Source organism: Escherichia sp. MOD1-EC6098, from assembly GCF_002965865.1.
GTDB lineage: Bacteria > Pseudomonadota > Gammaproteobacteria > Enterobacterales > Enterobacteriaceae > Escherichia > Escherichia marmotae.
Map to the genome: position 1 here is coordinate 92496 of NZ_PTSN01000002.1, position 20029 is coordinate 112524.

At 49.6% G+C, this 20029-nt stretch carries 21 protein-coding genes and 1 riboswitch; of the genes, 11 read left to right on the forward strand and 10 right to left on the reverse strand.

Annotation, left to right across the window (positions count from 1 at the left end):
* Positions 1 to 27: 27 nt before the first annotated feature.
* Genes parE through nudF form a run of 5 tightly spaced genes read right to left on the reverse strand, consistent with a single transcriptional unit; the run spans position 28 to position 4434 of the window.
* Complete coding sequence (gene parE / locus C0K55_RS03145; RefSeq protein WP_000195279.1) at positions 28 to 1920, reverse strand: DNA topoisomerase IV subunit B; 1893 nt, start codon at positions 1918 to 1920, stop codon at positions 28 to 30.
* A 28-nt stretch (positions 1921 to 1948) separates the two neighbouring features.
* Positions 1949 to 2530 (reverse strand): esterase YqiA, encoded by a 582-nt coding sequence (yqiA, locus tag C0K55_RS03150; RefSeq protein WP_000105733.1) that lies wholly within the window; start codon positions 2528 to 2530, stop codon positions 1949 to 1951.
* Positions 2530 to 3357: a 3',5'-cyclic-AMP phosphodiesterase gene (gene cpdA / locus C0K55_RS03155; protein WP_000444754.1), complete on the reverse strand. Its 828-nt coding sequence runs from the start codon at positions 3355 to 3357 to the stop codon at positions 2530 to 2532. The genes yqiA and cpdA overlap by 1 nt, the downstream gene beginning before the upstream one ends.
* A gap of 24 nt (positions 3358 to 3381) precedes the next feature.
* Entirely contained in the window at positions 3382 to 3804 is a 423-nt protein-coding gene (locus tag C0K55_RS03160) for a DUF1249 family protein (protein ID WP_000833390.1), read from the reverse strand.
* Positions 3805 to 4434: an ADP-ribose diphosphatase gene (gene nudF / locus C0K55_RS03165; RefSeq protein ID WP_038354405.1), complete on the reverse strand. Its 630-nt coding sequence runs from the start codon at positions 4432 to 4434 to the stop codon at positions 3805 to 3807. It abuts the gene before it with no gap.
* Between the two features lie 204 nt (positions 4435 to 4638).
* Here nudF and tolC point away from each other — a divergent pair, with 204 nt between their 5' ends.
* The 6 genes from tolC (at position 4639) to dsbI (ending at position 11757) form a co-directional block, all read left to right on the forward strand.
* On the forward strand, positions 4639 to 6120 hold the full coding sequence (tolC, locus tag C0K55_RS03170) for an outer membrane channel protein TolC (protein WP_000735302.1): 1482 nt from the start codon (positions 4639 to 4641) through the stop codon (positions 6118 to 6120).
* 147 nt (positions 6121 to 6267) lie between these two features.
* The gene (locus C0K55_RS03180) at positions 6268 to 6939 is read left to right on the forward strand and encodes a DUF1190 family protein (RefSeq protein ID WP_000831543.1); all 672 of its coding nucleotides are present in this window, start codon (positions 6268 to 6270) and stop codon (positions 6937 to 6939) included.
* Between the two features lie 5 nt (positions 6940 to 6944).
* Positions 6945 to 8105 (forward strand): glutathionylspermidine synthase family protein, encoded by a 1161-nt coding sequence (locus tag C0K55_RS03185; RefSeq protein WP_000442874.1) that lies wholly within the window; start codon positions 6945 to 6947, stop codon positions 8103 to 8105.
* A gap of 483 nt (positions 8106 to 8588) precedes the next feature.
* The gene (locus tag C0K55_RS03190; protein WP_105266728.1) at positions 8589 to 10385 is read left to right on the forward strand and encodes an aryl-sulfate sulfotransferase; all 1797 of its coding nucleotides are present in this window, start codon (positions 8589 to 8591) and stop codon (positions 10383 to 10385) included.
* Positions 10386 to 10402: 17 nt separating this feature from the next.
* Positions 10403 to 11071 carry a thiol:disulfide interchange protein DsbA/DsbL gene (locus C0K55_RS03195; protein WP_000040026.1) on the forward strand — a complete coding sequence of 223 codons (669 nt, stop codon included), beginning with the start codon at positions 10403 to 10405 and terminating at the stop codon, positions 11069 to 11071.
* A 14-nt stretch (positions 11072 to 11085) separates the two neighbouring features.
* A complete protein-coding gene (dsbI, locus tag C0K55_RS03200) occupies positions 11086 to 11757 on the forward strand; it encodes a protein-disulfide oxidoreductase DsbI (RefSeq protein ID WP_016262562.1) in 672 nt (223 codons plus the stop codon).
* Positions 11758 to 11805: 48 nt separating this feature from the next.
* Here dsbI and ygiD read toward each other — a convergent pair whose 3' ends face one another.
* Positions 11806 to 12594 (reverse strand): 4,5-DOPA dioxygenase extradiol, encoded by a 789-nt coding sequence (ygiD, locus tag C0K55_RS03205; protein ID WP_024193608.1) that lies wholly within the window; start codon positions 12592 to 12594, stop codon positions 11806 to 11808.
* Positions 12595 to 12736: 142 nt separating this feature from the next.
* On the opposite strand from ygiD, the gene zupT reads away from it, so the two are divergent.
* Positions 12737 to 13510 carry a zinc transporter ZupT gene (zupT, locus tag C0K55_RS03210; protein WP_000115865.1) on the forward strand — a complete coding sequence of 258 codons (774 nt, stop codon included), beginning with the start codon at positions 12737 to 12739 and terminating at the stop codon, positions 13508 to 13510.
* A gap of 57 nt (positions 13511 to 13567) precedes the next feature.
* Here zupT and yqiD read toward each other — a convergent pair whose 3' ends face one another.
* Both yqiD and ribB read right to left on the reverse strand, forming a co-directional pair.
* Positions 13568 to 13738, reverse strand: coding sequence for a protein YqiD (gene yqiD / locus C0K55_RS26870; RefSeq protein WP_000469265.1), 171 nt, complete (start codon positions 13736 to 13738; stop codon positions 13568 to 13570).
* Positions 13739 to 13999: 261 nt separating this feature from the next.
* Complete coding sequence (gene ribB / locus C0K55_RS03220) at positions 14000 to 14653, reverse strand: 3,4-dihydroxy-2-butanone-4-phosphate synthase (RefSeq protein ID WP_001076995.1); 654 nt, start codon at positions 14651 to 14653, stop codon at positions 14000 to 14002.
* Between the two features lie 103 nt (positions 14654 to 14756).
* Positions 14757 to 14905: riboswitch (FMN riboswitch) on the reverse strand.
* A gap of 122 nt (positions 14906 to 15027) precedes the next feature.
* On the opposite strand from ribB, the gene ubiK reads away from it, so the two are divergent.
* Positions 15028 to 15327, forward strand: a complete 300-nt coding sequence (ubiK, locus tag C0K55_RS03225) for a ubiquinone biosynthesis accessory factor UbiK (protein ID WP_001517114.1) — start codon at positions 15028 to 15030, stop codon at positions 15325 to 15327.
* Between the two features lie 33 nt (positions 15328 to 15360).
* On the opposite strand, the gene glgS is transcribed toward ubiK, so the two are convergent.
* Positions 15361 to 15561, reverse strand: a complete 201-nt coding sequence (gene glgS, locus C0K55_RS03230) for a cell surface composition regulator GlgS (protein ID WP_001517115.1) — start codon at positions 15559 to 15561, stop codon at positions 15361 to 15363.
* Positions 15562 to 15829: 268 nt separating this feature from the next.
* Between glgS and C0K55_RS03235 the strand changes: the two genes are divergently transcribed.
* The 3 genes from C0K55_RS03235 (at position 15830) to ibsE (ending at position 18445) form a co-directional block, all read left to right on the forward strand.
* A complete protein-coding gene (locus C0K55_RS03235; protein ID WP_001517116.1) occupies positions 15830 to 16459 on the forward strand; it encodes an OB-fold-containig protein in 630 nt (209 codons plus the stop codon).
* Between the two features lie 26 nt (positions 16460 to 16485).
* Positions 16486 to 18147: a flotillin family protein gene (locus C0K55_RS03240; RefSeq protein WP_000341014.1), complete on the forward strand. Its 1662-nt coding sequence runs from the start codon at positions 16486 to 16488 to the stop codon at positions 18145 to 18147.
* A 238-nt stretch (positions 18148 to 18385) separates the two neighbouring features.
* A complete protein-coding gene (gene ibsE, locus C0K55_RS03245; protein ID WP_001387082.1) occupies positions 18386 to 18445 on the forward strand; it encodes a type I toxin-antitoxin system Ibs family toxin in 60 nt (19 codons plus the stop codon).
* A 118-nt stretch (positions 18446 to 18563) separates the two neighbouring features.
* Here ibsE and hldE read toward each other — a convergent pair whose 3' ends face one another.
* Positions 18564 to 19997: a bifunctional D-glycero-beta-D-manno-heptose-7-phosphate kinase/D-glycero-beta-D-manno-heptose 1-phosphate adenylyltransferase HldE gene (hldE, locus tag C0K55_RS03250; protein ID WP_001517119.1), complete on the reverse strand. Its 1434-nt coding sequence runs from the start codon at positions 19995 to 19997 to the stop codon at positions 18564 to 18566.
* Positions 19998 to 20029 lie beyond the last annotated feature (32 nt).

Below are 20029 nucleotides of genomic sequence, written 5' to 3' on the forward strand. Positions count from 1 at the left end.
TATATTTTATTCTCCTGGCGGGAATTATCAGACCTCAATCTCCGCCATATCACCTTTCTCTTGCAACCAGTTACGGCGGTCTTCCGAGCGTTTCTTCGCCAGCAGCATGTCCATCATCGCGTCAGTACGCTGATCGTCTTCATCATCAATGGTTAACTGCACCAGACGGCGAGTATTCGGATCAAGCGTGGTTTCGCGCAATTGCATCGGATTCATTTCGCCCAGACCTTTAAAACGCTGGACGTTAGGCTTGCCTTTTTTGCGTTTTAACTGCTCAAGCACGCCCTCTTTTTCTTCTTCCGTCAGCGCGTAATAAACCTCTTTCCCGAGGTCAATGCGGTAGAGCGGTGGCAGAGCAACGTAAACGTGGCCGTGTTTCACCAGCGTGCGGAAGTGCTTTACAAACAGTGCGCAAAGCAACGTAGCAATGTGCAGGCCATCGGAGTCCGCATCCGCCAGGATACAGATCTTGCCATAACGCAACTGGCTAAGGTCGGCGCTGTCAGGATCAATACCGATCGCCACTGAAATATCATGCACTTCCTGCGAGGCCAACACTTCATCAGAAGAGACCTCCCAGGTGTTAAGGATCTTACCTTTCAACGGCATGATCGCCTGATATTCACGATCGCGCGCCTGCTTGGCAGATCCACCTGCGGAGTCACCTTCCACGAGGAACAGTTCGGTACGATTGAGATCCTGCGCGGTACAGTCAGCCAGTTTGCCAGGCAACGCCGGGCCACTGGTCAGCTTTTTACGTACCACTTTCTTCGCCGCACGCATACGACGCTGGGCGCTGGAAATCGCCATCTCCGCCAGCAATTCAGCAGCCTGGACGTTCTGGTTCAACCACAGGGTGAACGCATCTTTCACCACGCCAGAAACGAATGCCGCACATTGACGCGAAGAGAGACGTTCTTTGGTCTGCCCGGCAAACTGCGGATCCTGCATTTTTACTGACAGCACATATGCGCAGCGATCCCAGATATCTTCCGCTGACAGTTTCACGCCGCGCGGCAGAATGTTGCGGTATTCACAGAACTCGCGCATCGCGTCCAGCAGGCCCTGACGCAGACCGTTAACGTGCGTCCCGCCCTGCATCGTTGGGATCAGGTTGACGTAGCTTTCGGTCAGCAGTTCGCCACCTTCCGGCAGCCACAAGAGCGCCCAGTCCACCGCTTCGGTATCGCCAGAAAAATTACCGATAAACGGTTTTTCCGGCAGCGTCGGCAAGCCATTTACCGCTTCCGCGAGGTAATCATTCAGACCGTCCTGATAGCACCAGCGTTGTTCGGTATTGTTGATCTCATCTTTAAAAGTGATCTCAACGCCGGGGCACAGTACCGCTTTGGCTTTCAGCACATGCGTAAGGCGCGAAACAGAAAAACGCGGACTGTCAAAGAAGGTTTCATCCGGCCAGAAATGTACGCTGGTGCCGGTATTGCGTTTACCGCAAGTGCCGACAACCTGCAAATCCTGTACTTTTTCGCCATTTTCAAACGCGATGTTATAAATCTGGCCATCGCGGCGCACGTTGACTTCTACGCGCTTTGACAGGGCGTTAACCACCGAAATCCCCACGCCGTGCAGGCCGCCGGAGAACTGATAGTTTTTATTGGAGAACTTACCACCCGCGTGCAGACGGCAGAGGATCAATTCGACCGCCGGAACACCTTCTTCCGGGTGAATATCCACCGGCATTCCACGGCCATCGTCAATGACCTCCAGCGACTGGTCAGCATGTAAAATAACGTCCACGCGTTTTGCGTGACCGGCCAGTGCTTCATCGACACTGTTATCAATAACTTCTTGCCCCAAATGGTTTGGGCGAGTGGTATCGGTATACATCCCCGGGCGGCGGCGAACCGGCTCAAGCCCGGTGAGTACCTCAATGGCATCAGCGTTATAAGTTTGCGTCATGGTTTAAGTTAGCAATTCGAGTTGATCGTCAGAGATGGTGCAGACCAAGAAAATCGACGATCGGGTTGAAATAATCTTCGAAGCCCGTGAATGCGTGGTTGCCGCCTTCTATTACAGTCTGGCGGCAGGAGGCGTAGTACGCCACCGCCTGGCGGTAATCCAGCACTTCATCTCCCGTCTGTTGCAGCAGCCAGATAAGATCCGGTGCTTCCAGTGGGTCAATCTGCATGACTTTGAGATCGTAAATATGGCGTGACTCTAGCACATATTGCTGCCCGGTGTAGGGGTTCTCGTTCTGACCGAGATAGTCCGTCAGCAGTTCAAACGGGCGCACAGCCGGGTTTACCACTACCGCTGGCAGCATAAAACATTGCGACAACCAGGTAGCGTAATAACCCCCAAGTGACGAACCAACGATACCCAGCGAATCACCACCATGTTCCAGCACAATGGATTCCAGCAGTTCTGCCGCATCGGAAGGATACGGCGGCAACTGCGGAATAATCATCTCAACGTCAGGGTGATGCTCCGCCAGCCAGTTTTTCAACAAGCTCGCTTTCGCTGAACGCGGCGAACTGTTGAATCCATGCAAATAAAGAAGCGTTGACATCAGTAGCCTTCTGAAGCGGTATCTGGTTGGAAACGAGTGTCCGCCAGGCGGTGCACTTCGGTAGTCAGGGTGCCATCGGCATGGAGTTCCAGCGTACGCCAGCCAGGGGCAATAGTGTCCAGCGTAAAGTTGGAACAGTGTGGTTTAAACTGCACACAGGTTGACGGCGTTGCCAGCAGGCGGCGACCATTCCAGTCGAGATCGAGTTCCTGATGGATATGTCCGCACAACAGATATTTGACGTGCGGAAACTTCACCAGCACGTTATCCAGTTCACCCGCGTTACGCAGACTGTGCTGGTCAAGCCAGCTACAACCCGCAGGCAACGGATGATGGTGCAGCAGCAGCAAAGTATGACGTTCTGGCGCATCGGCCAGTTTACGTTCCAGCCAATCAAGCTGAAACTCGCTCAACTCGCCGTGCGGTACGCCAAACACCTGGCTATCCAGCATCAGGATTTGCCATTGCTCACCAATAAACACACGCTTCGCCGGGGAGATACCCGCATCCTGTAATGCGCTGTACATCGCAGGCTGGAAATCATGGTTACCCGGCAGCCAGACGCAGGGCGCACGAAAGCTTGCGATGCCTTCTGCAAAGTGCTGATAGGCCGCAGAGGATTGATCCTGTGCCAAATCACCTGTCGCGACAATCAGGTCGAATTCGTGCTGGTGTGGGCGAATCGCCTCCAGCACCGCCTGATAGCTCTCCCAGGTGTTTACCCCCAGCAGGGCTTCGTGCTTTTGTGCAAACAGGTGAGTGTCAGTAATTTGTAAAATCCTGACTCTGGCCTCACCAGCCAGAGGAAGGGTTAACAGGCTTTCCAAATGGTGTCCTTAGGTTTCACGACGCTAATAAACCGGAATCGCCATCGCTCCATGTGCTAAACAGTATCGCAACCAGTCCGCTAAAAACTGATTAATTTGATGCTTTTCGTCGCGTTGATGCAACTTTTTATTAGGATAATCATACCGCGCTTTAAAGCGAAAAATCTGCTGACTTGAACACACTTCAGCCACCATCGCGTCATGATACAGACGCACCGTCATTGACGGAAGGCTCCAGTAACTGATTGCAGGTGCAATCTGTTCAATTGTCACCAGGGTAGTGTATCGGGTCGATTCCACAATCGTTAACCGATATTGTGCGTTTGCCACCTGATAGCTTACAGTTTCGCCGGGTGCGTCATTGCGCGGCAACAAACGGCGCAATTGTGAAAAGTTCATCTCGCACAGGCGCATCATTTCAGGAAAGTCAGGTGTGTAACGCTTCATTTATGCCCACTCATTTTTTAACGCTTGATGATGCAGTTGCAGCCATTGCAAAGCGATGACCGACGCTGCGTTGTCGATTTTCCCCTCTTCTACCCACTGGTATGCCTGCTCCCTGCTTACCACATGAACGCGAATATCTTCGTTTTCATCAGCCAGACCGTGAATACCGCTTGCGGTCGTGGCGTCCACTTCGCCCACCATAATTGACGAACGCTCACTGGTGCCGCCCGGGCTTGCCAGGAAACTTAACACCGGTTTGATCCGTTTGACTATCAGTCCCGCCTCTTCAATCGCTTCGCGACGGGCGACATCTTCTACGCTTTCACCTTCTTCGATCATCCCGGCAACCATTTCCAATAACCAGGGCGTTTCGCTGGTGTCATAGGCGGCAATCCGAATCTGCTCAATCAGCACAACTTCATCGCGTACTGGGTCAAAGGGTAGCAAGACTGCGGCGTGCCCGCGCTCAAAAATTTCCCGCCGGACCTCATGACTCATTTGTCCGTTGAATAGACGATGACGAAATCTATAAAGATCTAATGAAAAAAAGCCGCGATAAAGTGTTTCTCGTGCAATAATTTCTACATCGTTTTTGCCAAATGTAACGGGCAGGTTGTCTGGCTTAAGCATTGTTAATGTCCTGACACTAATAGTGAATTAAATGTGAATTTCAGCGACGTTTGACTGCCGTTTGAGCGGTCATGTGTTAAATTGAGGCACATTAATGCCCTATGGCACGTAACGCCAACCTTTTGCGGTGGCGGCTTCTGCTAGAATCCGCAATAATTTTACAGTTTGATCGCGCTAAATACTGCTTCACCACAAGGAATGCAAATGAAGAAATTGCTCCCCATTCTTATCGGCCTGAGCCTTTCTGGGTTCAGTACGTTGAGCCAGGCCGAGAACCTGATGCAAGTTTATCAGCAAGCACGCCTTAGTAACCCGGAATTGCGTAAGTCTGCCGCCGATCGTGATGCTGCCTTTGAAAAAATTAATGAAGCGCGCAGTCCATTACTGCCACAGTTGGGTTTAGGTGCAGATTACACCTACAGCAACGGCTATCGCGACGCGAACGGCATCAACTCTAACGCGACCAGTGCGTCCCTGCAGTTGACCCAGTCCATTTTCGATATGTCGAAATGGCGTGCGCTGACCTTGCAGGAAAAAGCGGCCGGAATTCAGGACGTCACTTACCAGACCGATCAACAAACTCTGATCCTCAACACCGCGACCGCTTATTTCAACGTGTTGAATGCGATTGACGTTCTTTCCTATACCCAGGCGCAAAAAGAAGCGATCTACCGTCAGTTAGATCAAACCACCCAACGTTTTAACGTGGGTCTGGTGGCGATCACCGACGTGCAGAACGCCCGCGCACAGTACGATACCGTGCTGGCAAACGAAGTGACCGCACGTAACAATCTCGACAATGCCGTTGAGCAACTGCGTCAGATCACTGGTAATTACTACCCGGAACTGGCGGCGCTGAATGTTGAAAACTTTAAAACCGACAAACCACAGCCGGTGAACACTCTGCTGAAAGAAGCTGAAAAGCGTAACCTGTCGCTGTTACAGGCACGTTTGAGCCAGGACCTGGCACGCGAGCAAATTCGCCAGGCGCAGGATGGTCACTTACCGACTCTGGATTTAACGGCCTCTACCGGAATTTCTGACACCTCCTACAGTGGTTCGAAAACCCGTGGTGCGACCGCAGGCCAGTATGACGACAGCAATATGGGCCAGAACAAAGTGGGCCTGAGCTTCTCGCTGCCGATTTATCAGGGCGGAATGGTTAACTCGCAGGTGAAACAGGCGCAGTACAACTTCGTGGGTGCCAGCGAGCAACTGGAAAGCGCACACCGTAGCGTCGTGCAAACCGTGCGTTCCTCCTTCAACAACATTAATGCATCTATCAGTAGCATTAACGCTTACAAACAAGCCGTTATTTCCGCCCAAAGCTCATTAGACGCGATGGAAGCTGGTTACTCGGTCGGTACGCGTACCATTGTTGATGTATTGGACGCCACCACGACGCTGTACAACGCCAAGCAAGAACTGGCGAATGCACGTTATAACTACCTGATTAACCAGTTGAATATTAAATCAGCTCTGGGTACGTTGAACGAGCAGGATCTGCTGGCATTGAACAATGCGCTGAGCAAACCGGTTTCCACTAACCCGGAAAACGTCGCGCCGCAAACGCCGGAACAAAATGCTATCGCTGATGGTTATGCACCTGATAGCCCGGCACCAGCCGTTCAGCAGGTATCCGCACGCACTTCCACCAGTAACGGTCATAACCCTTTCCGTAACTGATGACAACGACGGGGCTTCGGCCCCGTCTGAACGTAAGGCAACGTAAAGATACGGGTTATCTGCCGCATTCTTCCCCCTTCTCGCTTCAATTTCGACCAGCCATCCTCTATTCTGATGGGTATTTACCACTGGTCCCGGAAGACAAAAATGAAACGGACAAAATCCATACGCCACGCATCGTTCCGCAAAAACTGGAGCGCACGCCATCTGACACCTGTCGCTCTTGCTGTTGCCACTGTTTTTATGCTGGCAGGCTGTGAAAAGAGTGATGAGACCGTGTCTCTGTATCAAAACGCTGATGATTGTTCAGCCGCAAACCCAGGCAAAAGCGCAGAATGCACCACCGCGTACAACAATGCGCTGAAAGAAGCCGAACGTACCGCGCCGAAATACGCCACCCGTGAAGACTGTGTTGCCGAATTTGGCGAAGGTCAATGCCAGCAGGCACCTGCCCAGGCAGGCATGGCACCAGAAAACCAGGCGCAGGCCCAGCAATCCAGCGGAAGCTTCTGGATGCCGCTAATGGCAGGTTACATGATGGGTCGTCTGATGGGCGGCGGAGCGGGTTTTGCACAGCAACCGCTGTTCTCCTCAAAGAACCCTGCCAGCCCGGCTTACGGTAAATATACCGACGCAACCGGTAAAAACTATGGCGCAGCCCAGCCAGGCCGCACCATGACCGTACCGAAAACAGCAATGGCACCAAAACCAGCGACCACCACCACCGTTACCCGCGGCGGCTTTGGCGAGTCTGTTGCCAAACAAAGCACCATGCAGCGTAGCGCAACCGGCACCTCTTCTCGTTCAATGGGTGGTTAATACCGATGGAAAGAGTCAGTATTACCGAGCGCCCGGACTGGCGCGAAAAAGCCCACGAATACGGTTTCAATTTTCACACCATGTACGGCGAGCCGTACTGGTGTGAAGATGCCTACTACAAGTTGACCCTCGCCCAGGTTGAAAAACTGGAAGAAGTTACCGCCGAACTGCACCAGATGTGCCTGAAAGTGGTGGAAAAAGTGATCGCCAGCGATGAGCTGATGACCAAATTCCGCATTCCAAAGCATACCTGGAGCTTTGTACGTCAGTCATGGCTGACCCACCAGCCGTCGCTTTATTCACGTCTTGATCTGGCGTGGGACGGTACAGGCGAACCTAAGTTACTGGAAAATAACGCTGATACGCCAACATCACTGTATGAAGCAGCGTTCTTTCAGTGGCTCTGGCTGGAAGATCAGCTTAACGCTGGCAACCTGCCGGAAGGCAGCGATCAGTTTAATAGCCTGCAAGAAAAGCTGATTGATCGCTTTGCCGAGCTACGTGAACAGTATGGCTTTCAGTTGCTGCATCTCACCTGCTGTCGCGACACGGTGGAAGATCGCGGCACTATTCAGTATTTGCAGGACTGCGCGACCGAAGCTGAAATCGCTACCGAGTTTCTGTATATCGACGATATCGGTTTAGGTGAAAAAGGCCAGTTCACGGATTTACAGGATCAGGTCATCGCTAACCTGTTCAAACTATATCCGTGGGAATTTATGCTGCGCGAAATGTTCTCTACCAAGCTGGAAGATGCTGGCGTACGCTGGCTGGAACCGGCGTGGAAGAGCATTATCTCCAACAAGGCGCTTCTGCCACTGCTGTGGGAGATGTTCCCGAATCACCCGAACCTGTTGCCCGCTTATTTTGCGGAAGATGATCATCCGCAAATGGAAAAATATGTGGTTAAGCCGATCTTCTCACGTGAAGGTGCAAACGTGTCGATCATTGAGAACGGTAAAACCATTGAAGCGGCGGAAGGCCCGTATGGCGAAGAAGGAATGATTGTTCAGCAATTCCATCCGCTGCCGAAATTTGGCGACAGCTATATGCTGATTGGAAGCTGGCTGGTGAACGATCAACCTGCCGGAATTGGCATTCGTGAAGACCGTGCATTGATCACCCAGGATATGTCTCGCTTCTACCCCCATATTTTTGTTGAATAATACTGCTTAAAATTGCCCCGATAACCGGGGCAATTCATTATTAATCCGCAATTCATAACTCCAATCAATATATAACCACATACATCTCTACATTTTATTTAACATTAATAATCAATCTAATGTTAAATCGTCATATACAGACGGTTTTGTAATTAAAACAAGTAAAGAAATCACAATACAAGCCACTGATATTCCTTAAATATTTTGTTTTTATCACATTAAAATTTGATTTAATAATAAAAAAACAATGCCGCAGAGATCACACTACACAATATTGAATATTGTTATTGATATATCGCCACCCTACTATCCATTAAAGATAAATATTCATTTCAGAGAATGACAACATATTAAAAAACAACAAAAATATTCTCACTATTTATTTAACCTGCATATTCATTCATAAAATTAATTTATTAGTCCTATCTCAACAGTCGATATTCATCATTATTATATATTTGCGTTATATAAGGAGATATATCCATGTTTGATAAATACAGAAAAACACTGGTAGCCGGAACTGTAGCATTAGCTCTGGGTTTATCTGCAACTGGCGTGATGGCTGCAGGTTTTAAACCAGCGCCACCAGCCGGGCAACTCGGTGCTGTCATCGTTGATCCCTACGGTAATGCACCTCTGACCGCTGTGGTTAATTTAGACAGTCACGTCATTTCAGACGTCAAAGTTACCGTCCACGGTAAGGGCGAAAAAGGCGTTGAAATCAGCTATCCCGTGGGTCAGGAGTCACTAAAAACTTATGATGGCGTACCGATTTTTGGTCTTTATCAGAAATTTGCAAACAAAGTGACCGTTGAATGGAAAGAAAACGGCAAAGCCATGAAAGATGACTACGTGGTGCAGACTTCGGCCATCGTCAACAATTACATGGATAACCGCTCCATCTCCGATCTACAGCAGACCAAAGTTGTTAAAGTCGCCCCCGGTTTTGAAGACCGCCTCTATCTGATTAATACCCATACCTTTACCGCACAAGGTTCCGATCTCCACTGGCACGGCGAAAAAGATAAAAATGCCGGTATCCTCGATGCAGGCCCGGCAACCGGTGCACTGCCTTTTGATATCGCCCCCTTTACCTTCATTGTCGATACCGAAGGTGAATATCGCTGGTGGCTGGATCAAGACACCTTCTATGATGGCCGTGACCGCAACATCAACAAACGTGGTTATCTGATGGGTATCCGCGAAACACCGCGTGGCACCTTTACCGCAGTACAAGGCCAGCACTGGTATGAGTTCGACATGATGGGCCAGGTGCTGGAAGATCACAAACTGCCGCGTGGATTCGCTGACGCTACCCATGAATCCATTGAGACGCCTAACGGCACGGTACTGCTGCGCGTAGGCAAGAGCAACTACCGTCGCGATGATGGCATACACGTCACGACCATTCGTGATCACATTCTTGAAGTCGATAAATCGGGTCGCGTTGTCGATGTATGGGATCTGACAAAGATCCTCGATCCGAAACGTGATGCTCTGCTTGGCGCACTGGATGCCGGCGCAGTTTGCGTTAACGTTGATCTGGCCCACGCGGGTCAGCAGGCAAAACTGGAACCGGATACACCGTTCGGTGACGCTCTGGGTGTAGGACCAGGCCGTAACTGGGCGCACGTTAACTCCATCGCATATGACGCCAAAGATGACTCAATTATTCTCTCCTCTCGTCATCAGGGCGTAGTGAAGATTGGTCGTGATAAGCAAGTGAAATGGATCCTTGCACCATCCAAAGGCTGGGAAAAACCGCTGGCCAGCAAACTGCTGAAACCTGTGGATGCCAATGGTAAACCTATCGCCTGTAACGAAAATGGCTTATGTGAAAACTCGGATTTCGACTTCACCTACACCCAACATACCGCATGGATCTCCAGCAAAGGTACGCTCACTATCTTTGATAATGGCGACGGTCGCCATCTGGAACAGCCCGCCTTACCGACCATGAAATATTCACGCTTCGTGGAATATAAGATTGATGAGAAGAAAGGTACTGTTCAGCAAGTTTGGGAATACGGTAAAGAACGCGGTTACGATTTCTATAGCCCAATCACCTCCATCATCGAATATCAGGCCGACCGTAACACCATGTTCGGCTTCGGCGGTTCCATTCATCTGTTCGACGTCGGTCAACCTACCGTCGGTAAGTTGAACGAAATCGACTACAAAACCAAAGAAGTGAAAGTGGAAATCGACGTGCTGTCTGATAAACCCAACCAGACTCACTATCGCGCGCTGTTAGTCCATCCAAAACAGATGTTTAAATAATTAAGAAGGGAATAAAAATGTCGAAATTAGGGATCTCATCACTGCTTAAAAGCGTGCTACTTACCGCTACCCTGGCGGTTTCATTTACTGCTTCCGCCTTCACCGAAGGCACGGATTATATGGTTCTGGAAAAACCCATTCCGAACGCCGACAAAACGCTGATCAAGGTTTTCAGCTATGCCTGCCCGTTCTGCTACAAATATGACAAAGCAGTTACCGGCCCGGTATCGGAGAAAGTGAAGGATGTCGTCGCTTTTACCCCATTCCATCTGGAAACCAAAGGTGAATACGGTAAGCAGGCAAGCGAAGTCTTTGCAGTATTGATTAATAAAGATAAAGCGGCCGGCATTTCTTTATTTGATGCTAACTCGCAGTTTAAGAAAGCCAAGTTTGCTTACTACGCGGCTTATCACGACAAAAAAGAACGCTGGTCTGACGGTAAAGATCCGGCTGCTTTTATCAAAACCGGTCTGGATGCCGCAGGTATGAGCCAGGCGGATTTTGACGCCGCACTGAAAGAGCCTGCGGTACAGGAAACACTGGAAAAATGGAAAGCGGCCTATGACGTAGCCAAAATTCAGGGCGTTCCGGCCTATGTCGTCAATGGTAAATACTTGATCTATACCAAGAGCATTAAATCTATCGACGCTATGGCAGACCTTATCCGTGAGTTAGCAAGCAAATAACAGGGAAACAGGCTATGGGTATTAAGGGAATGTGGAAAGACCTTAGCACTTCACCGGTGAACACGCTGGTAAGATGGCAGGAACAACGCTTTTTATGGTTGTTAATGGCTGTTGCGATGGGCGCGCTGATTATCCTGGCGCACTCTTTCTTCCAGATCTATCTCTACATGGCACCCTGTGAGCAGTGTGTTTACATTCGCTACGCCATGTTTGTGATGGTTATTGGTGGATTGGTTGCGGCGATTAATCCGAAGAATATCGTCCTTAAGTTGATTGGCTGTGTGATGGCCTTTTACGGCAGCATTATGGGACTGAAGTTTTCGCTCAAACTGAACGATATCCATCATGCAGTGCATAACCCGGATCCCGATTCACTGTTTGGCGTACAGGGTTGCTCGACCGATCCCACTTTTCCCTTTAATCTGCCGCTGGCACAATGGGCTCCAAACTGGTTCAAGCCTACCGGGGATTGCGGCTATGATGCGCCAATCGTTCCCGATGGCGTCACACTGAGCAGTATGCAGCAGTGGTTTGTGGAGATGTATCAGCAATCTGAAGGTTGGTATCTGCTACCTCCGTGGCACTTTATGAACATGGCACAGGCCTGTATGTTGGCTTTTGGTCTCTGTTTGTTGCTGCTACTGGTGATGAGCGGTGCGTGGGGACTTAAACTGCTGAGAAAGTAAGGTAATGCAAACCGAAGCCAATAATTTGGCTTCGGTTTTCTTCATCTATTAACCTACCTGCACCGATAGCATACTTAAACTCCCCATTTCTATGCCATCGACTGGAATGGTAATTGCCTCTTGCCCATCCCATGCGCCTAAAATATACAAAAGCGGTAGATAGTGTTCCGGTGTTGGATTCGATAACGCCCCGCCCTCATGGTCCAGGTAGTTCACCAGAGGATGCTGTTCCACCGGCCCTTGCCACGTTAAATTCGCTTTCACATACTCATTGAACGACATCGCCCACGGATACGGTGAGCTGTCGCCATGCCATTTTACTGTGCGAAGGTTATGCACCACATTGCCGCTGGCGACTAACATTATTCCTTCATCGCGCAGCGCCGCCAGTTTACGCCCCATTTCGAAATGCCAGGCGATGGGTTTAGTACTATCGATACTCAACTGCACCATCGGAATATCAGCTTGCGGATACATCTTAATCAGCACGCCCCACGAACCGTGATCAAAACCCCAGGCTTCTTGATCCAACGTGACAGGGGCTGGCGCTAACAATTCAACCAGACGTTGCGCCAATGCTGGCGATCCTGGAGCCGGGTAATGAGTGTCGTAAAGCGCCTGCGGAAAGCCACCAAAGTCATGAATAGTGGGCGGCGCTTCCATCGCAGTAACTCCTGTTCCCCGGGTAAACCAGTGAGCCGAAACCACAACAATCGCTTTCGGGCGCGGTAACGTCATCCCCAACTTGTGCCAGCTACGGGTATATAGATTATCTTCCAGCACGTTCATCGGACTACCGTGACCTAAAAACAATGCTGGCATACGTGTTGAAGACATGATGATATCCTTAACTAAAGGTGTCATTTTGATATCCTCACAATACGCTTGTTCGGCGGAGTAAGAACCCGGATAACAATGATGATCATCATCAGTTATTTTGAAGATCCGCCTGAAGGTGAAGATTTATAAGGAGTAGTCGATGTCAGTACCTCTCATTCTGACCATACTGGCGGGGGCAGCCACGTTTATTGGCGCGTTTCTCGGCGTTCTCGGGCAAAAACCCTCGAACCGGCTACTGGCGTTTTCGCTAGGATTTGCAGCGGGGATCATGTTGCTTATCTCATTGATGGAGATGCTACCTGCCGCATTAGCCGCTGAAGGGATGTCCCCTGTTCTGGGCTATGGGATGTTTATCTTTGGTCTGCTGGGCTATTTTGGTCTGGACCGTATGTTACCGCATGCGCATCCGCAGGATTTAATGCAAAAATCGGTGCAACCGTTACCAAAATCGATCAAGCGTACTGCCATTCTGCTCACTCTTGGCATCAGTCTGCATAACTTCCCGGAAGGTATCGCTACCTTTGTAACGGCAAGCAGCAATCTGGAACTGGGCTTTGGCATCGCGCTGGCCGTTGCATTACACAATATTCCTGAAGGTCTGGCAGTGGCGGGTCCTGTTTATGCAGCTACGGGGTCAAAACGAACAGCGATTCTGTGGGCGGGAATTTCTGGGCTGGCGGAAATACTCGGCGGCATTCTGGCGTGGTTGATCCTCGGCAGCATGATTTCACCCGTCGTTATGGCGGCAATTATGGCGGCGGTGGCTGGGATTATGGTGGCGCTCTCTGTTGACGAATTAATGCCGTTAGCGAAAGAGATAGACCCCAATAATAACCCGAGCTATGGCGTGCTATGCGGAATGTCAGTGATGGGATTCAGTTTAGTGCTGCTACAAACGGCAGGAATTGGCTAAAAACAATTTCAGATGTTGTCCTGTACATGGACAACATCTGCTGGCTCCCATAAAGCCCTATTCTAGCTTTTCGGCCGTCTCTTCTCTCGTACTGTTTAAGTATTTGTTTCGCGCTTCCAGCAGTGCGTCTCTATCCTGGCGAAAAGCCCGACAATAACGTTTCAAATGCAGGAAATAACCCACTACAACCAGCGCAATCAATACAATCCAGTACCAGGCGATAAACATCCTTTTTACCCTTAATATTTAACAATACTAAACATTTGGCGCATAAATTTCACATACCCTTTTCGGATATATTCATATGGTCGCATAATAACGGAACAAATATATGATTTTGATCATAATGAAAAAGGTTGGCTGATATCAGTGAAATTTTTTCATAGAAAAAGAGGGGATATTTACATTCCGCAGGTGAAGACAAAATAAAACCGAAGCCTGCTACCGCTTCGGTTTCTTTGATTATCGCGCCAGTTTAAGCAGCCGTTTTCAGCTAGCTTTACGCTCATGCGCCTGCCGATACGCCACCAAATCTTCAATGGTGACCAGCGCCATATTGTGTTTATTGGCAAATTCAATGCATTCTGGCGCACGCGCCATAGTGCCATCATCATTAGTCAATTCACACAGCACACCTGCTGGTTTAAAGCCTGCCAGCGTCACCAGATCGATAGTCGCTTCAGTATGACCACCGCGAGTCAGTACCCCCCCCGCCTGTGCACGCAATGGAAATACGTGACCCGGACGATTGAGGTCAGAGGGTTTCGCATCATCGGCAATGGCGGCACGAACAGTCGTAATACGATCAGCAGCAGAAACACCGGTAGTCACACCTTCAGCAGCTTCAATGGTTACGGTAAAACCGGTGCCATAGGCACTGGTGTTATTTTCTACCATCATTGGCAGATCAAGTTGTTTACGGCGATCCTCGGTAATGCACAGGCACACAATACCGCTACCGTGGCGGATGGTCAGCGCCATCTGCTCAACGGTCATGGTTTCTGCCGGGAAGATCATATCGCCTTCGTTTTCACGGTCTTCGTCATCAAGCACCATTACACCGCGTCCTTCACGCAGCGCAGCCAGTGCATTTTCAACACGTTCGAAAGGCGTACCAAAAGAGGAAAGTAGCGTCTGATTCATGGTAAAAAAACCTCACTAAAATTATGGTTACCAGAATCAGGGCAGTCTTAGGAGTGGCGGCATACAGCCAAAATAACGTGAGCGGGTCCATGCCCGACAGAATCGTTACTCTCTCCCATCCGGACTTTAACCGTCGGCCCCGGAATTACACCGGATCTGCTGTCCTTTGAGTTTGCACCCAAAGCGCTCGCGGGCTTTCAACTATGTTGATTTACCGCCGGTGGGGAATTTCGCCCCGCCCTGAGAATAAGCGAGATCACTATAACGCTAATGGCTAGCGGCAGCAACGCTGCAGGTTCACATAATTCTGGTTTATGCCTGTCTCTTATCGCACTACAATGTTACTCAATACCTATCAGTTCAGGGAAACTACAATGATTGACCCGAAAAAAATTGAGCAAATCGCTCGCCAGGTTCACGAATCGATGCCTAAAGGAATCAGGGAGTTCGGGGAAGATGTGGAAAAGAAAATCCGCCAAACCCTACAAGCGCAGTTGACGCGTCTCGATCTGGTAAGCCGTGAAGAATTCGACGTTCAGACGCAGGTCTTGTTACGGACTCGTGAGAAACTGGCATTGCTGGAACAGCGCATCAGTGAACTGGAAACACGCTGCACCCCGACAGCAGAAACTCAATCTCCACCAGCTATCCCACCAGTTGATAAGCCTGAATAAAATAAACAAAAACGGGCCAAATGGCCCGTAATATCAATGTTCTAATTCCAGTTCTCTTGGCTGTGTCATCTGCTGGCAATACCATGCATAGCGGGCGCAAAACCAGGTTCGATGTTCTTCATCCATATTACCGGTGACGGCCAGAATATCGACCGGGCGGCCTTCAGTATGCATTCTGGCAAAACTACGCGCCAGGAAATCGAAATTATTTAAAGAATTAAGACTATGATCCATAAGCACATCCTCCGGTTATCGCATACCTTTTAAGGCTATATGCTTTTTCTGATTTCAGTATTCCTTAATCAGTGTAGTGCCTTTAAACATAACGTGCGTAAATATATTGTTTCGGATCACACTTTTTATCGAAAAATAAAAAATAACATTAATGGACTTCCCCTTTTAAAACATCACTAACACATGTTATTATTAGCAAAGGCAAATGTAAGAAAGGAAACAATACCATTGTAAACAATGCGTCACTGAATGGACGATGGAGTGACAGATGATTTTATTTACCGACTATAACGCACCTTATCTTTTTGCTATTTCCTTTGTACTATTGATCGGTTTGTTGGAAATTATTGCCATTATCTGTGGCCATATGCTCTCCGGCGCTCTTGATGCACATCTTGATCATTACGATTCCATAACCACAGGTAATATTAGCCAGGCACTTCATTATCTCAATATTGGAAAACTGCCAGCCCTCGTCGTCCTCTGTCTGTTGGCAGGCTTTTTTGGCCTCATTGGCATTCTTCTTCAGCATGTCTGTGTCATGCTCTGGCAAACACCACTCCCAAACCTGTTCGTAGTTCCAGTTAGTTTACTGCTCACAATTATCATGGTGCATTATACCGGCAAGGTGATTGCGCCCTGGATCCCTCGCGACCATAGTACTGCCATTACAGAAGAAGAATATATTGGCTGCATGGCATTAATTACTGGTCATCAGGCCTCTTCCGGAAAACCCTGTGAAGGAAAACTCACTGATCAATTTGGTCAAATACACTATTTATTACTGGAACCCGAAAAAGGGATATTCTTCAATAAAGGCGATAAAGTATTAATTATTTGTCGACTTTCTACAACGCGGTATTTGGCTGAAAAAAATCCCTGGCCAAACATATTGTAATTATTTAATTAAAAGGAAATTTAATAATGGATGATATTGTCAACTTAGTTCCGTCATGGATGTTTACCGCGATTGTTGCCGTATGCATTCTATTTATTATCGGTATTATTTTCGCGCGGCTTTATCGTCGGGCATCCGCCGAGCAGGCATTTGTCCGTACCGGATTAGGCGGGCAAAAAGTAGTCATGAGCGGCGGCGCAATTGTTATGCCTATCTTCCATGAAATAATCCCCATCAATATGAATACATTGAAACTGGAAGTCAGTCGCTCGACAATTGATAGTCTGATCACGAAAGACCGTATGCGCGTCGATGTGGTTGTCGCTTTCTTTGTGCGCGTAAAACCTTCAGTTGAAGGAATTGCCACCGCAGCTCAGACGCTGGGGCAACGCACTCTGTCGCCTGAAGATTTACGTATGCTGGTCGAAGATAAATTCGTCGATGCCCTACGTGCGACAGCGGCACAAATGACGATGCATGAGTTGCAAGATACGCGCGAAAACTTCGTTCAGGGAGTGCAAAATACCGTTGCAGAAGACTTATCGAAAAACGGCCTGGAACTGGAAAGCGTGTCACTCACCAACTTTAACCAGACCTCCAAAGAACATTTCAACCCGAATAATGCCTTTGACGCTGAGGGTTTGACCAAGCTGACCCAGGAAACAGAACGTCGCCGCCGCGAACGTAACGAGGTTGAACAAGATGTAGAAGTTGCGGTTCGTGAAAAAAACCGTGATGCGCTGTCGCGGAAGCTGGAAATTGAACAGCAAGAAGCGTTTATGACCCTTGAGCAGGAGCAGCAGGTGAAAACCCGCACTGCCGAGCAGAACGCAAAAATTGCTGCTTTTGAAGCTGAACGTCGGCGTGAAGCAGAGCAAACGCGTATTCTTGCTGAACGTCAAATTCAGGAAACCGAAATCGACCGCGAGCAGGCCGTCCGCTCCAGAAAAGTTGAGGCTGAACGTGAAGTTCGCATTAAAGAAATCGAACAGCAACAAGTCACCGAAATCGCCAACCAAACGAAATCGATCGCCATTGCGGCCAAATCGGAACAACAATCGCAGGCAGAAGCCCGTGCCAACCTGGCTTTAGCAGAAGCAGTAAGCGCCCAGCAAAACGTAGAAACGACACGTCAGACCGCCGAAGCTGACCGTGCCAAGCAGGTAGCGCTGATTGCAGCAGCACAGGATGCGGAAACCAAAGCAGTTGAACTGACCGTGCGGGCGAAAGCAGAGAAAGAAGCTGCAGAAATGCAGGCGGCAGCCATTGTTGAGTTAGCCGAAGCTACGCGTAAAAAAGGCCTGGCAGAAGCAGAAGCGCAACGAGCGTTGAACGACGCCATCAACGTACTTTCTGACGAACAAACCAGCCTTAAATTCAAGCTGGCACTATTGCAGTCTCTGCCTGCTGTAATCGAGAAATCCGTTGAGCCGATGAAGTCTATTGACGGTATCAAGATTATTCAGGTCGATGGCTTAAATCGTGGCGGCGCTGCGGGTGATGCGACATCAGGCAGCGTTGGCGGAGGAAACCTGGCGGAGCAGGCATTATCAGCCGCTCTTTCTTACCGTACACAGGCACCGCTTATTGACTCTCTACTTAATGAAATCGGTGTTTCAGGCGGTTCGCTGGCGGCACTGACTTCACCATTGGCTTCATCGATTCCCGTCGCAGATAAAGTAGAATAAATCTTCTTATATTCACATCCCTGGCTCAAAAAGCCGGGGATTTTTTATATCTACGTTCCAGCAAAAAGTGCAAATGATCAGGCTGTTGCAGCGTTTTGCGTGACCGCTCGGGGAAGACCAAACTGCATCAGAGAAAGCATTGTGCAGGGTCTGTCACTCATCAACACTCGGAGAGTCAGTAAGGGGTTGAAACGGAAAAGCCCCTCCCAAGGAAGGGGCCTTATAGAAGGAAAGGGTTATGATGAAGTTCGTCATCATACTGGTTGTGTTGTTACTGTTAAGTTTCCCGACTTACTAACAACTCATCAGAGGGAGAGAAATCCTCCCTTACCCTTGTTCCTTTACCTTAGGTTGAAAAAACAACAGCGCCAATAGCTCTACCTGGCACGAAGCGAGATCTGCGAACCGCTTTCCAGTTAGCCTTTTTTATCCTGTTGGATCTTCTTGATGATGTTGGTTGTCGAGCAACCATCTTCGAAGTTGAGCACCAGCACTTCACCGCCGTTGGCCCAGACTTCTTTACTCCCGGCGATCTCTTCCGGTTTATAGTCGCCGCCTTTCACCAGCAGATCCGGCAGGATCCCGGCGATCAGGCGCTGCGGCGTATCTTCTTCAAATGATACCACCCAGTCGACCGCTTCCAGTGCGCCCAGTACAATCATGCGCTGTTCGAGCGGATTAACCGGACGAGAATCCCCTTTCAGCCGTTTAGTGGAGGCATCGCTGTTCACGGCGACAATCAAGCGGTCGCCCAGTTTACGGGCATTTGCCAGATAGGAGACGTGCCCGGCATGCAAAATATCGAAGACGCCGTTGGTCATCACCACTTTTTCACCGCGTTTACGCGCCGCGGCTACAGCCAGCTTCAGTTCTTCTTCAGTCATCACGCCAAAGCCGGTGTCCGCACGTCCACGTACTGCGTTTTCCAGCTCGATCGGTGAAACCGTGGACGTCCCCAATTTACCGACAACAACGCCTGCTGCCGCATTCGCAAAGAAGCAAGCTTCTTCCAGTGAATTACCCGCAGCCAGCGTTGCCGCCAGCACGCCAATCACCGTATCGCCTGCGCCAGTTACGTCATAAACTTCCTGCGCCTGAGTTGGCATATGCAGCGGCGCTTTCCCCGGTTGCAGCAGTGTCATCCCTTGTTCGGAACGGGTTACCAGTAGCGCAGAGAGTTCATAATCGGCAATCAGTTTCATGCCGCGTTCAACAATCTCTTCTTCGGTCTTACATTTACCAACAACAGCTTCAAACTCAGAGAGATTCGGCGTCAGCAGCGTAGCGCCACGGTAACGTTCAAAATCAGTACCTTTTGGATCAATCAGCACCGGAACGCCCGCTTTACGCGCTAGTTGGATCATATGCTGTACGCTTGCCAGCGCGCCTTTGGCGTAGTCAGAAAGCACCAGCGCGCCAATCGAACCCAGCGCCTGATTAATCCGCTCGTGCAGTGGCTGCGGATCGACGCCTTCGAAACCTTCTTCAAAGTCCAGGCGAATAAGCTGTTGGTTACGGGAAAGCACCCGCAGTTTGGTAATGGTTGGATGCGTCGGCACAGAAACGAAGTCGCATTTTACGTTCACGTCCGCCAGTGATTTACTGAGCGCGCGCGCCGCATCATCAATACCTGTCAGCCCAACCAGACGCGCGTTAGCACCGAGAGAAGCGATGTTCATCGCCACGTTGGCTGCGCCGCCCGGACGTTCTTCAATGGTATTGACCTTAACCACAGGCACCGGCGCTTCCGGCGAAATACGACTGGTGGGGCCGTACCAGTAACGATCCAGCATCACATCACCAACCACCATCACTCCAGCACGTTCAAACTCTGGCAGCGTTACTTTCATTCCTGTCTCCTGAGAGATTCAAAATTTGCGCG